Below are 13,768 nucleotides of genomic sequence, written 5' to 3'. Positions count from 1 at the left end.
TGCTTCCTTAGTCTTTCTTGTTCCACACAACGGTGTTTGTTTCTGTCTGCTCCGGCTGGCCCGGCAATTGTATAATACGGTTTATGTAAAAACTTTCATCGGTTTTCCACCCGTTCTTTTCAATTATAACGGTATCCCCACTGTTACGCATGGTTGTTGTAAAAATTCTTTTTACCCGCTGGTTTTCGTTGTTCAGCAGTATGGTAATGTTTTGCAAAGGGCGGTTTTTGTCTTTGGCGGTGTAGGTAAAAGTAATGCTGCCGGTGCTCTGGTCATCAAAAATATTTTCCTGGTAGTTTCTTTTAAAATCAATGGTGTTGGTATTTAAGCAAGTAAACTGTTTAGCCAGTTCGTCAAACTTTTCTTTTGCCAGCCGCGTGGAGTCACGCCTGTCTTTTTTCTGAGTAACAATGTACAGGTAATAGGGGGTACTGTCCACATCTTTCACCTGTTCTGTAAAAAATTCATGCACCGGGTAAAATACGGCAGAATCCGCGGCGGCATTGGTATCAGGCTGCTTTTCGGATGTGCCCGTTTTGCATGAGGCAACTGCTAATACAACCAGTAACGGCAATAAAAGTTTCATCGCGTAAAAGTATAGATAAGTTTGGTGAGGGTAAATGGAAACCCGTTTACCAATATAACGTAAGAAATAAGTTTTTATGGCGCCCCCGCCAAAATACAGGGCGGGCCGGGCTTTCCGCTCATACTCCGGCACAAAGCCCTGGCACAAATCTTCACCGGGGTATCCGCTTCAATCCCTGGCGCTAAAGTGCAGCAGTAAACAATACTGCTGGCCGGTTGTGGTGTAAATTTTAAAAAAGGCTAAACCCCTAACAATGGTATTACCCACCGGTATTAATACCGGGTAAGCATACGCTTAAATGCTGCCATAAAATATGCAGTACACACCGCTACCGTGTGTACACATTTTTTGAAGAAACAAAAGGGACACGGATGACACGGATAAAATGGATTTTCACTGTTTTTTTTCGCATTTGCGAAAACATCCATTAAAAAATCAAACCTACAGATCAGGAACAGTATGGATTTGCATGGCTAATGCTGCAAAGCAGCATTAAAAATCCTACGTATCCGTTCTATCCGTGTCATCCGTGTTCCATTTAATATATGTGTACACGCGGTAGCTACTCGCTGTGCGACGCAATCCCGAAATTTCGGGACCATGAAAAACAGTGGCCGGATTCATAAAAATAATCCCCTTGTAATGCAGCATGCATTACTAAAAAGTGTTGTGGCTAATTTGAGTGGTTAATTAAGTTTCCTGGTAAGGCCAACCTTAAGGCCAAAGTCAAGCAGGTGTTCCTTAATGGGGTAATTGCTGTTGTAGGTAGGCAGGTTCTGGTAACGGAACTGAGGGCCAATCTGCCATCTGTATTCGCCGGCCTGTATGCTCAGGTAGGTTTCAAAACTGCTGTTAAGGTTCCATTTGCGCATGATGGAAGAACCATCCGCATAATTCTTTAAATCGGCGCTCAGCAAAAATGGCTCTTTGTCAAAGATGTAAGTGGGCTGCAGGGCTGCCGCGATATTCCAGCTTACCTTACCGGAGCCTAGTACCCTGTAATCAATACCCACCGGAACGGATATTTCAAAGTTCCTGTTGCGCAATGTTACCGGGGTGTTGCCTGAAAGGTTGCGGTAAGAGCTTTCTGTGCTGAAACTGTTTTCACCGGCGCTGATTGTGGTAGCCTGGTAGCTGCTGTTATAAGCCTCTATGTTGTATTGCCGTATGTTAAACTGCAGGCCCGTTTTAAGTGTAAAGCGCTTGTTAAGGCTGTATCCCGCGGCAAAGCCAACTTCCATACCCATAGCAGGGCGGTGGCGTACCACCTGGTTGGCATCCGCGTAATTAATGCTGGTGTTGGGTGGCAGGTAGCTGGAGTTGATACGTGCCTTTTTATCGTCCACAAGCTTACGGTAGCTGGATGACGGAGTTAGATAAAACTGGAAGCTCCAGCGGTCTGTATTGCGTTTGGGTTTTGGCAGCTTTACTTTTCCTGATGCGGAATAATCCTGCTTAATGGATGACGCGTCAGGCAGGTGAAGGCTTATCTTGTTTTTGCTTTCATCTTTTACTGTAAACAGGTTAAGGTCTGCAAAATGCAATGTTTTGGATGAACCGTTGTAATTGTCTTTAACTGCCAGTGGCGCTGCATTAAGGTTGTCAACCTTTACAAGATTTGTACCCTTGTCATCGGTATCCTTATCCTGCGCTTTTACCACTTTAAGGTTGGCTTCATTTATTGCCGGACGGTAAGCTGCCGCGATATATTCAGGTTGCGGGGCAGGCGCTATGTTCAGTTTTTTCTTTACAGCGGCAATGGTTTTTTCGGTTAGCCTTGTTGTAGAAACGCGTTCTTCAATTGTTTCTGTATGCTCCTGTATTTTTTCCTGTGGAGTGCTGTTTTTATGAGCGAGGGTATAAGCTTCAATGGTTTTAAGTTTGGTTTCCGGCTTGGTAAGTAAGGTTCCGGCAACAAGAAGTGTAATAACGGTGATGGCTGTAAAAGTAAGGGCAGGCCAGCGGCGGTAGCCATGTATCTCCTGCTGGATGTTTCTCCATATCTGGTCAGAGGGATACATCCGGTGCTGGCTCACCTGCTTTTGCAGGAAGTGTTCAAAATCATCGTTATATAGCGGATTCCTCATCAGTTGCGTCTTGGTGTTATTTACTTCTAAGTGCCATACTCCATGTAAGGTCTGCTTCTGGTTTTTCAAGTATTTTCTTCTTCACCAGCACAGTTTCTAACATGGCTTTGGCCCTTGTGTATTGGCTTCTGCTGGTACTTTCTTCAATTTCCAGCATGTCAGCTATTTCTCTGTGGCTGTAGCCTTCAATAGCGTATAGGTTAAGAACAGTTTTATATCCAACGGGTAGCAGTCTTATACATTCAACAACCTGTTTAGCCTGCATTAGGGAGGGGATGGTTTCTTCTTTTACCTGCAGGTAGCCTGCATGGTCCAGGTTAACGTTGTCGCTGAATTTTTTGTACTTCTTCAGAAAATTAATACAGGTATGAACAATTATTTTTCTTATCCAACCCTCGAACGCCCCTTTGTTCTGAAATGTATTAATCTGTGTAAATACTTTAATAAAACCTTCCTGTAACATATCTTCCGCGTCTTCACGGCTTTGTGCATACCTGTAACAAACCGATAGCATTTTGGGGCTGTACCGGTTGTACAGTTCCCGCTGTGCGGAAGGGTCATTATGCAGGCAGCCGTAGATGAGCGCTTCTTCTGTCATTAAGGTATGTTAAAGTACCCCTAAATATAGACAATAATCCCAAAGTAATGCTGCACACCCTGTGAAAGTTATTAAAAATGAAAATTTTGCAACATTGTTGAAATTTATAGAAACGCCCCTATATTTGCAACGTTGTAACAAAAAACATTATGATCAAGCAAGCTCACCTGCTCATTGTTCTCATCATCCTGGTTTTACCGGGGTTTTCTCAGAAAAACACCAGCACTTCACTAAAAGCCGTATTAACCGGTAAAGTAACAGACGCCGCCACCGGCAAAACACTACCAGCGGCTTCTGTTATTATTCACGACGCGGCTGCAGGCGCTATTGCCAACAACGATGGGGTATTTACCACCACGCCTGTTAAACCAGGCAAATACCTGGTTGAAATAGCTTACCAGGGCTATGCCACTGTATTGGAAAACATTCTTATTACCGGCACTACCGAGAGAAACTTCGCCCTAAAGGAATCGGCGGTAGAACAGGAAGCGGTAACCGTAACAGGTGTTGCTTCAGCCACCCGCATTAAACTTTCGCCACAGCCGGTAACCGTGGTAAGGCAGAGCGACCTGCAGCATGTTACCTCCGGCAACCTGATGGATGCACTGTCGCATACTGTACCGGGCGTTGCCGTGGTTTCCACAGGCCCTGCCGTTGCAAAGCCTTTTATCCGTGGCCTTGGCTATAACAGGGTAGTAGTGGTTAACGATGGTACCAGGCAGGAGGGCCAGCAATGGGGCGATGAACATGGTATTGAAATAGACGATTACAACGTACAGCGTATTGAAGTGCTTAAGGGACCGGCATCCTTAATGTATGGCAGTGATGCGTTGGCTGGCGTTATTAATATACAATCCCAGGTGCCTGCACCTGAAGGAACCATCCGCGGCAATATCATCAGCGAATACCAAACCAACAGCGCTTTGCGTGGCTTTTACGGCAATATAGGCGGTACACACAACGGCTTTAGCTGGAACGCTTACGGCACTTACAAGGGCGCACAGGACTATAAGAACAAATACGATGGTTATGTATTCAACTCAAAATTTGTTGACAAAAACTTTGGCGGCATGCTGGGCTATGGCGGTAGCTGGGGCTACAGCCGGTTATTGCTCAGTAGCTTTAACCAAAAGCTGGGTATTGTAGAGGGCGACAGGGATGAAACAACCGGCCAGTTTGTAAAAGCGGTGCCCGGCGGCGACGAAGCCATTGCCACCGATGCCGATTTTAAAAAAATACAGCCGATGGTACCGTATCAACATATCCAGCATTTTAAATTAACAGCCGATAACAGCTTTTTTGTTGGCAAAAGCAAGCTGGATGTTACCGTTGGCTACCAGCATAACCAACGCCGCGAATTGGGCAACCTGGATGATATTAATGAGCCTGAAGCTTATTTTGATTTAAAGGCAGTAAACTATGCTGTGCGTTATCACCTGGCTTCGCCCGGCAACTGGAAAACAAGCCTGGGTATAACCGGCATGAGCCAAACCAACAAAAACAAAGCTGAAGAAGCGCTGATACCAGATTACAGCCTGTTTGATATTGGTGGCTTTTTGTATACCCAGTATCATAAAGACAAGCTGCAACTGAGCGGTGGCCTGCGCTTTGATAACCGCCACGCCAGCGGCAAGCAAATGGAAGACGGCGGAGATGTTAAGTTTGCCGCATTCAGCAAAAACTTTGGCAACATTTCAGGAAGCGCCGGCCTTAGTTACGAAGCAGCTAATAACCTTACGGTAAAGTTTAATATTGCCCGCGGTTTCAGGGCGCCCAATTTTGCGGAGCTGGCCAGTAACGGGGCACACGAAGGCACCAACCGTTTTGAAATTGGCGATAACAGCCTGAAATCTGAAATTAGCACACAGGCCGACGCAGGCATTGAATGGAACACCGAACATGTATCCCTAATGGCCAACGTGTTCTATAACAATATCAGCAACTTTATTTTCTATGAGAAACTGCTGAACAATGCAGGGCAGGATTCTATTTTAATAGATGATGAAACGGGCGACCCGCTTAATGTTTTTCGTTTTGTACAGCGGGATGCCCATCTGTATGGCGGCGAACTGAACATAGATATTCACCCGCACCCGCTGGACTGGCTGCACTTTGAAAACACGTTCTCTTATACCCGTGCACAATTTAAACAGGCGCTGGATGGTTCAAAAAATGTTCCGCTGATACCTGCCGCCAGGCTCATATCTGAGTTGAGGGGTAACTTTTTACCCAAAGGAAAGTCTGTAAAGAATTTTTATGTAAGCCTGCAGAGCGATTACAGCTTTACGCAAAACAACGCGTTTACGGGTTATAACACAGAAACGCCCACCGACAGTTACTGGCTTGTTAATGCCGGCATAGGCGCAGATATAGCCAGTAAGGGTAAAACGTTGTTCAGCATATTTATTGCCGGCAACAACCTGGGCGATATTGCTTACCAAAGCCACCTGAGCCGTTTAAAATATACGGCAGTAAACAATGCCACCGGCAGGCAGGGCGTGTTTAACATGGGCCGCAATTTCAGTTTTAAAATAAACGTGCCGCTTAACTTTAAGTCTTAAGCATATTTGTTTAGCCCGTATTAAAAAAGGATTTGCGAAACGCAAATCCTTTTTTAATACGGGTATTTTTTATGGACCCGGCAGACGGTATTTCATGGGATCGCCTGTTGCGTCGCACAGCGTGTACAGTTGATTTTTCATGGCAACATTTAAGCGTAGGGTTTGCCCCTTCTTAACAATAGAACACGGATGTCAGCCTGAGCCTGTCGAAGGCTACTTCTGGTACCGTTTTATCATATAGACTGTCTCGAAGAAACAGCCTGTGTCACCCCCGCGCCAGGGATAGAAGCGGAAAGCCCGCAACCACCGTAGCCTTAGCGGAGGTGGTGAGGACTTGCAGCGGATAGCCCGGTGCCTTCGGCAGGCGCCCTGCTTCATCTTTTCTGACATATCATAAAAACAATCTGCTTCATGAACCATGCATTATGTTTTAGGTATCCTTAGATTTGGCGCATGAAACCTTTTGACGAACAACTGCAGCATTTGATAAAAGAAGCGCTGAAAGAAGATGTGGGCGATGGCGACCACTCCACCTTAAGCTGCATACCGCCGGAGCAACGCGGCAAAGCTGTTTTGAAAATAAAGCAGGATGGCGTGCTGGCAGGAATGGAGGTGGCCCAAAAAATTTTTGAACAGGCAGAACCTGGCATTGTGTTTACAGCTTTTAAGCAGGATGGCGATGACATGCTGAACGGTGAAAAAGCCTTTGAAGTAGAAGCCCGGATACATACGATACTTACCTGCGAAAGACTGGTGCTTAACTGCATGCAGCGCATGAGCGGCATTGCTACGTTAACGCGGCAATATACCGATATGCTAAAAGGGTATCATACCCGTGTGTTGGATACCAGGAAAACTACGCCTAATTTTCGCCTGTTGGAGAAAGAAGCGGTACGCATTGGCGGCGGCGTTAACCACCGCTTTGGGCTGTATGATATGATAATGCTGAAAGACAATCATATTGACTACTGTGGCGGGCTGGAGAAAGCTATTAATAAAGCTTATGAATATGTACAAAACGTAAAGCCGGGCCTTAAGATAGAAGTGGAAACAAGAAGCCTGCAGGATGTGCAAACGGTATACAGCATGGGCAAGGGCAAAGTTTTAAGAATTATGCTGGATAACTTTACACCTGCGCTGGTTAAAGAGGCGCTAATGATATTAAAGGGTGAATTTGAAACCGAAGCCAGCGGCGGCATTAACCAGGATAACCTGGTGGCTTACGCGGAAACCGGTGTGGACTATGTTAGCATTGGCGGGTTGATACACCAGGCACGCAGCCTTGATTTAAGCCTGAAAGCAGTAGTTGTTTGATTGTTTAATGTTCGGATGTTACATGTTGACAACCAAGCTTTGAACAACTGAACATTGAACACGAAACAAGTGAACATGGAACAAAAAAATATTTAACCCATGAGTAAGAAAAATAAGCCAGATAGTAACGGGTTTGTGTACAGTACCAATCCCAACTTTAGGTTTGAGGAGGATGAGCCTGCCGCGAAGGAAACCTTACAACCGGCACAACAGAAACTAAAAGTCCGCCTGGATACCAGGCACAGGGCGGGCAAGGCTGTAACCCTGGTGGAAGGGTTTGTTGGCACGGAAGAAGACCTGGAAGGCACCGGCAAAAAAATAAAGAACTTTTGCGGTACAGGTGGCTCGGTGAAAGACGGGCAGGTAATAATACAGGGAGACCAGCGGGATAAAGTGCTGCAATGGCTGCTGAAGAATGGCTATAAGCAATCAAAAAAAATATAACACCGGTCATCAACCGGAAATTCCGGGTTGGGGTTTGCATATTTAAACGGTTGCCGTATTTTACATTTCTTAAAACCACCGTTATGATGCTACAACCAAATAAACTAATGAAGGCGGCCCGTGCTGCGCAATACCGTACCTTACCAACTCTAATAGCGCTGGTTTTGCTGGTGGCCTGCCTGCAATCCTGCAAAGACCACGGGGATGCTGACAAAGGCGCTAAAACACAGTTTTACACCATGGGCATGACCACCCGTGAATTTTTGGGGTTGGTGGATTCATCGGATTTTCAAAGCTTCAATTTCCAGTTTCAAAATACAGGTAAGAATAAGGAAGGCAATTTTCAATTTGACTTTAGCAGTTATGCCTGGCGCAAACCAATAGACAGGGATGGCCAATTTTTTGAGTCGGAGTTTATTAAGCCGGTGCCGGGCCGTAAAGACTATGATTTTGAACCGCCTTACCGCTTTGCCAACCTGGAACTCTGGAATGATACCATACAAGCCTTTTTTAAAAGGCTGGACAGTTTGGGTTCTCCCATCAGCCAGTTTGATTCGATTATATTTATACCCTTCAGGGATAAGAACCGTTATGCGGCTTTGTACCTGGTACCCATACGCAAAGGTGAACAAGTAGATGCGGATAACCTGCCGGTAATAACGCCCGGGGAAGGGCAGGCCCAACAAAAAGCCGCTGCGCCGGCTGGGGCTCAGAAAAGGTATTTGGAGGTGCTACCATGTCCCCCGGACTGCCCGCATAGAGCACCAGCCCCATCCGCCAGGAGCCAGGCAGTAGACGAAGTCCGACATGTGCATTAAGTTAAATAGGTGAACCGTTTTTAACTAAGATTGCATGTATAAAGAGATACTCAGTTGGTCAGAAGCGCTAATAATACTGGTTCCTCTAACAGTTTACTATACCAGAAATTACACAGAAAGATATCTAAAGATTGTTGGTTGGTACCTGGTGGTAGCTTTACTGCTTAATACCTTAGCTGGGTTTATATGGCAGTATAACCAGGAGTTTAGAAACTTTTTGCTTGGATATAATATACCAATTTATTTTGCCAGGAATAATTTCATCTATAATATTCACTCAATTGTTCGAACTGCTTTTTTTATCATTTTTTTTCATAGCATAGGAGTTCAGTTTAAGCGAGTGAATACAAGAATACCTTTAATGCTATTTTTTTTCTCCGTACTAATTGTTTTCCTGTTTTATGATAGTTTTTTTATCATTAGTTCAAAGCTGTTAGCTCTTGAAGGACTTGTTCTTCTTGTATATTGTGTGTCATTTTTTCTTGCAAAATTGAAAGAGGAAGAATTGTCTTTAGAATTTGATGCGGGTTTGGTAATCACTACGGGTCTTACTGTGTATGAAGCGATCAATTTTTTTATCTTTCTTTTTTACGATGTTTTAATAGTAAAGGCAAAAAGCTTTGCAATATTAATGTGGTATGTTCATAATGTGACATTTTCAGTCTTCTGCCTCTTTATCGCTTATGCCTTTTATGGCAAGCAGAAAAGTGTTGCCAGTAAAATAACCCATGCGTGATAGCAGTGTATCAAAACTGCGCTTAATGTTATATTTTGCATTAGTTGGTTTATAAAAATGCACAGTATGTTAACTGTTTTAGACGAATTGAAGGTGATTAAGGCTAACATTAGTGAAATGATATCATTGAGTGGGTATAAAGATGAATATATAGCAAATAAAATCGGTATGAGTTGCCAGAGTTTTGCTGCAAAAAAACAGCGGGGAAATTGGACAAGAGAGGAATTGGAGAAAGTAATGAACTTGCTTATGTCAGTAAATGAAGATGTTATTAATTTTTACGACGCTTTAATCATTACACAAAATACTACGGACAATTCAGTTAGTTCTGAGGAGTTCGAAAAAAGAATGGGATGGTCATAATCCTTGAGCCCTTTTTTATTGAGTAATCGACATGAACGCCACAATTGTTTCAGGAAGCTTTCAGTAATGCTAAATTATCCGAGTAGACTAGCCTGCTGTTTTGTTAGCCCCCAAGCCACAATTTTTCTTCACCTTTTTAATCTTCCAATCCTCAAACAGCAGAACTTCGCCATAACCGGGAAAACAAGCATTTCCACGGTTTGTATCAACAGCATATAGCTTTTATGGAAGATCAAAACCCGGACATTATTTACCTGGTGGTGGTGGGTATTGGTGCGATGTTGATTCTGCTGATAGGTTTCCTGCTCTCCTTTAACCTTAGCCAGCGGCGCAAATTCCGCTACCGGCAGGAGATGATGCAACTGCGGGAGCAGCAGCAGAACCAGTTGATTGAAGCTGCCATACGCGGCGAGGAAGCCGAGCGTAAACGTGTGGCCGAAGAACTGCACGACGATGTAGGCGCCGTATTATCTGCCACCAAACTCTTTATGTTTAATATCAATACAGAGCCGCTGGATGATGCCGGCCGGGTTTCTCATGAAAAATGTATTGACCTGCTCACAGAGTCCATCAGTAAAGTGCGTACCATTTCCCATAACCTGCACGGTGGCATGCTGCACGACCTTGGCCTTAACGAGGCCATCCGCAGTTTTATAAAGAAGATCTCACAAGGCTCCACACTGGCCACAAATGTAGAACTGGAAGAAAGTTATGACAGCCTGGGTAATGATGCGGATATTCATGTTTACCGGGTTATACAGGAGCTTTGTAACAATATACTTAAGCATAGTAAGCCCACCTACATTAACCTTTCGTCATGGCTGGAAAGTACCCGGGTGCATTTTCAACTACAGTATAACGGAAGAGGGTTATCCCAACAGCAGTTTGAAGCTTTGCGCTACAGCGCCAACGGACTTGGCCTTAAAAATATTCACAACCGCATACTGCTTACCGGTGGGGAAATAAGGTTTACTGCCGATCCGGAAGTAAATACCACCGAAATAAGGGTACCGGTGAAGAATGTTGAATAAGGAGTTTGAATAATGAACAAGGAACAAGGAATGTTGAGTGCTAATCAATGTTAACGTTAACTTGCCTGGTACCCCACTTATTGCAGTCATAAGCTTACAATCCTGTTCATAGGGGAGATAAATATTCAAAATGGCATCATCCAACTTCAAACCGGCAACCGGCGTTCGGGTATCTTCATCATTAAAGTTTGCGTAACAAGCCGCAAAGCTGTTCACCTCCACAAAAATCTCATCAATCTTTTTGCCATAACAGGCCAGCATGCTGCAACCAGCAACTGCCTTTCGGGTGAGGGATTGAAGCGGATACCCCGGTGAGGACATAGCAGCAGAGCTTTTGTGCCGGAGTATGAGCGGAAAGCCCGACCCCTTGCGATAGCTTGGGGGCACCCCCCCCTCAAAATTTTTTGTTTATTTTACGTGCTTTTTTACCAGTTGCAGCAACAGTTCTGGTTCATTAGTTGTAATAGCATCAAAATTTTTATCCAGCAGCCAGGCCATGGTAGGTGCGTCATTTACTGTCCACGCATTTAAGACCAGCCCCAGTTTTTTGGCTTCGTCAATCCATTCCGGGTGCTTTTGAAAAACGGAATAATGGTAATCAGCGCCACTGATGCCATCGGCTTTCAATAGTTCAGGCGCTTTATCACCGTTAAGGTATTGCGTTTCAGCCTGCGGGTGAAGCTGGTGTATTTTCTTTAGTACTTCATAATCAAAACTTATGTAAATCATCCAGGCATCAGCATTCATTGCTTTTACCAGCGCCACAGATTTTTCGGCAGACAGAAGGGCACGTTCACCGCTAACCTTGGAAGGTTTTATTTCCAGTACCAGTTTGGTAATGCCCTGTTTAAGGCCGGCAGCCAGGTATTGCTGCAGCGTGGATATCGTTTCTCCGTTGGGTAGTTTTACCGCGGCCAGTTGGCTGTAAGTGCTTATGCCAATGGGCATGCCTGCATATTCCGCATCGTGGTTTACCACCAGGGAATCGTCGGAAGTAATGTGTACATCAAATTCGGAGCCTGTACAACCCAGCTTAACAGCTTCCTGCAGGGAGGCGATGGAATTCTCGGGCAGGTTGTTCAGCTTCCAGGCGCCACGGTGGGCCACTACTTTGTTGCGGGCAAACTGGTGTACTTGTTGTTGAGCCATAACGTTTTTCATAATAGCTATAAGAAAGAGGGGAATAAAAACCGTGTTTTTCATGGCAATAATTTGCGTTAAAAATAGCTGGGTAAAATGATTTGAATATTAAGTATTGGATTGTGTTTCATTTTTTCTATTTTTGCGCTCCCTGAAACAGAAAAAGCGGTAAGCTTTTTCTTTATACAGCAAATTAATAACCAGTTAATTTGAAAATTTTTACTCTGCAAAGAGAGGGCCTATAGCTCAGTTGGTTAGAGCACCTGACTCATAATCAGGGGGTCCCAGGATCATGCCCTGGTGGGCCCACAAATAAAAAGCACTTATATAACATATAGGTGCTTTTTTATTGGGATATTTCAGGTAAGGTTTAACAAGTCAGTTCGTTTAATAAGCATTATACTTTTTGCTGCTGGCAGCCAACCAGGTTTCAAAATTGATGCTGCCGGTATGTGCTTTGCCTGCCGGAACAAGCGTGTCTTCATTTAACGCTGCACCAAAATAGGTGGCGCTGTCATCAGCCACTACGTTGCGGTTGTCGTTGTTTTTCAGCAGGTATTGCTGTATTAAATCCGCTATCCTGAATTTTTGCGGTCCGGCTATTTCAATAGTACCATTTACAGGCTGGCCGGCAACTGCATCCGCCAGGGCCGCAACCACGTCATCAGAGGCGATGGGCTGTATAAAGGCGGGTGTCATGTATATGGTTTTTTCACTGCCACCCGAAGCGGCAATAGCGCCCAGGAATTCAAAAAACTGGGTTGCCTGTACAATGGTAAACGGCAGGCCTGATTTTTTGATGATATCTTCCTGCGCCTGCTTGGCACGAAAATAACCGCTTTGCTGCAGCAGGGCTGTACCTACTACCGAAAGGGCTATGTGGTGCTTTACCCCGGCCTCTTTTGCCGCGCTAAGCAAATTATGGCCGGAAGTTTCGAAAAACTCAAGCACTGCTTTGTCTTCAAAAGAAGGGGAGTTGGCTACATCTACAACTATATCAGCGCCATCCAGCGCCTCTTTCAGGCCCTCGCCTGTAAGCGTGTTTACACCCGATGAAGGCGATGCGGCTATTACCTGGTGCCCTGCCTGGTTAAGCTTGCTAACGAGTTTTGAACCAATAAGGCCGGTGCCGCCAATAACTACAATTTTCATACTATTTGTTTTTTTATGATTTGATTTTGCAGGTGCCTTTTAGTAAAGCACTGTGCAGTAAAAACAATAGCACGAACCGTTTCGTGACAGGCAGGGCGATAAATTCAATAATTCTTTTTGAAACTGTGGGATTGGGTAGGGGGCTGTGTTATTTATGGAGATCCAGCGGCAGGTGGTTCCTCTTGCGAGGTGTTGCGGTTTTTGTTATTTATAAAAAACCTGTTCCCATAAATAGCGACAGCTTACACCTGCGGGTGAGGGATTGCAGCGGTTACCCCGGTGAGGCCATTGCAGCAGGGCCTTTGTGCCGGAGTATGAGCGGAAAGCCTGGCCCGCAGGTACGAGGGACACCCCAAAATATAGAATTTTCCATTTTCCAGAAAATGGAAAATTCTATATTTGCAAATGGAACATATGAAACCCCAGGATATTGCAGTATTGTTAAAGGCACTAAAGATGGGAAGGCGGGAATGGAAATTTGCCAGCCTTTCAGAAGGGTTGTGTATGAGCCTTTCTGCTGTACACAGGTCTCTTGGCCGTTGCGCAAAAGCAAGGCTGATAAGCATTGCTCCTTTTGATTACATCAACATTAGCAACGTAACAGATTTTCTTTTGTATGGGGTTCCATATGTTTTTGCTGTTGCGCCTGGCAAAATAGTGAGAGGCATTGCTACGGCTCATTCAGCACCACCACTAAACAGCCGTATTGTTACTGAAAATGATCATTATGTATGGCCATACATACACGGTGATATACGCGGCCAGACAATTGAGCCATTATACCCACAGGCGCCGGAAGCGGCACTTGCTGACCCGGAATTTTATGAGTTACTTGCGTTGGTTGATGCTGTTAGGGCAGGGACTGCAAGGGAAAAAACAATTGCTTCATCGCTTTTAAAGGAAAGATTGCAAGAATATGCGGAAAGATACTAATCTGT

Annotated in this window: 13 protein-coding genes and 1 tRNA gene; 9 read left to right on the top strand and 5 right to left on the bottom strand. The window is 44.7% G+C overall.

Translation table 11 applies throughout. The features are described from left to right. Positions 1-7 precede the first annotated feature (7 nt). The 3 genes from F0364_RS06705 to F0364_RS06695 all read right to left on the bottom strand — a co-directional run bounded on the left by F0364_RS06705 (position 8) and on the right by F0364_RS06695 (position 3,271). The gene (locus tag F0364_RS06705) at positions 8-586 is read right to left on the bottom strand and encodes a hypothetical protein (protein WP_153796998.1); all 579 of its coding nucleotides are present in this window, start codon (positions 584-586) and stop codon (positions 8-10) included. Between the two features lie 686 nt (positions 587-1,272). Next, on the bottom strand, positions 1,273-2,673 hold the full coding sequence (locus F0364_RS06700) for an outer membrane beta-barrel protein (protein WP_153796997.1): 1,401 nt from the start codon (positions 2,671-2,673) through the stop codon (positions 1,273-1,275). Between the two features lie 16 nt (positions 2,674-2,689). Beyond that, positions 2,690-3,271, bottom strand: coding sequence for an RNA polymerase sigma factor (locus F0364_RS06695; RefSeq protein ID WP_153796996.1), 582 nt, complete (start codon positions 3,269-3,271; stop codon positions 2,690-2,692). A 149-nt stretch (positions 3,272-3,420) separates the two neighbouring features. On the opposite strand from F0364_RS06695, the gene F0364_RS06690 reads away from it, so the two are divergent. From F0364_RS06690 to F0364_RS06660, 7 genes are all read left to right on the top strand, one after another. Beyond that, on the top strand, positions 3,421-5,832 hold the full coding sequence (locus F0364_RS06690) for a TonB-dependent receptor (RefSeq protein ID WP_153796995.1): 2,412 nt from the start codon (positions 3,421-3,423) through the stop codon (positions 5,830-5,832). 453 nt (positions 5,833-6,285) lie between these two features. Continuing rightward, a complete protein-coding gene (gene nadC / locus F0364_RS06685; RefSeq protein ID WP_153796994.1) occupies positions 6,286-7,146 on the top strand; it encodes a carboxylating nicotinate-nucleotide diphosphorylase in 861 nt (286 codons plus the stop codon). Between the two features lie 99 nt (positions 7,147-7,245). Continuing rightward, a complete protein-coding gene (locus F0364_RS06680; RefSeq protein WP_153796993.1) occupies positions 7,246-7,590 on the top strand; it encodes a translation initiation factor in 345 nt (114 codons plus the stop codon). Positions 7,591-7,673: 83 nt separating this feature from the next. Further along, entirely contained in the window at positions 7,674-8,408 is a 735-nt protein-coding gene (locus tag F0364_RS06675; protein ID WP_153796992.1) for a hypothetical protein, read from the top strand. A 34-nt stretch (positions 8,409-8,442) separates the two neighbouring features. Next, complete coding sequence (locus F0364_RS06670; RefSeq protein ID WP_153796991.1) at positions 8,443-9,144, top strand: hypothetical protein; 702 nt, start codon at positions 8,443-8,445, stop codon at positions 9,142-9,144. Between the two features lie 66 nt (positions 9,145-9,210). After that, positions 9,211-9,507 carry a hypothetical protein gene (locus F0364_RS06665; protein ID WP_153796990.1) on the top strand — a complete coding sequence of 99 codons (297 nt, stop codon included), beginning with the start codon at positions 9,211-9,213 and terminating at the stop codon, positions 9,505-9,507. A gap of 224 nt (positions 9,508-9,731) precedes the next feature. Continuing rightward, the gene (locus tag F0364_RS06660) at positions 9,732-10,538 is read left to right on the top strand and encodes a sensor histidine kinase (RefSeq protein WP_153796989.1); all 807 of its coding nucleotides are present in this window, start codon (positions 9,732-9,734) and stop codon (positions 10,536-10,538) included. Positions 10,539-10,946: 408 nt separating this feature from the next. Here F0364_RS06660 and F0364_RS06655 read toward each other — a convergent pair whose 3' ends face one another. Beyond that, positions 10,947-11,741, bottom strand: a complete 795-nt coding sequence (locus tag F0364_RS06655) for a glycerophosphodiester phosphodiesterase (protein WP_153796988.1) — start codon at positions 11,739-11,741, stop codon at positions 10,947-10,949. A gap of 172 nt (positions 11,742-11,913) precedes the next feature. Between F0364_RS06655 and F0364_RS06650 the strand changes: the two genes are divergently transcribed. Next, positions 11,914-11,987, top strand: a tRNA-Ile gene (locus tag F0364_RS06650). A 78-nt stretch (positions 11,988-12,065) separates the two neighbouring features. Here the strand turns inward: F0364_RS06650 and F0364_RS06645 are convergent. Beyond that, positions 12,066-12,830 (bottom strand): SDR family oxidoreductase, encoded by a 765-nt coding sequence (locus tag F0364_RS06645; RefSeq protein ID WP_153796987.1) that lies wholly within the window; start codon positions 12,828-12,830, stop codon positions 12,066-12,068. A 405-nt stretch (positions 12,831-13,235) separates the two neighbouring features. Here F0364_RS06645 and F0364_RS06640 point away from each other — a divergent pair, with 405 nt between their 5' ends. Then, positions 13,236-13,763, top strand: coding sequence for a hypothetical protein (locus F0364_RS06640; protein WP_153796986.1), 528 nt, complete (start codon positions 13,236-13,238; stop codon positions 13,761-13,763). The last annotated feature ends 5 nt before the right edge of the window (positions 13,764-13,768 follow it).

Source organism: Foetidibacter luteolus, assembly GCF_009650435.1.
GTDB classification, from domain to species: domain Bacteria; phylum Bacteroidota; class Bacteroidia; order Chitinophagales; family Chitinophagaceae; genus Foetidibacter; species Foetidibacter luteolus.
This window is presented reverse-complemented; position numbering and strand designations above follow the sequence as displayed.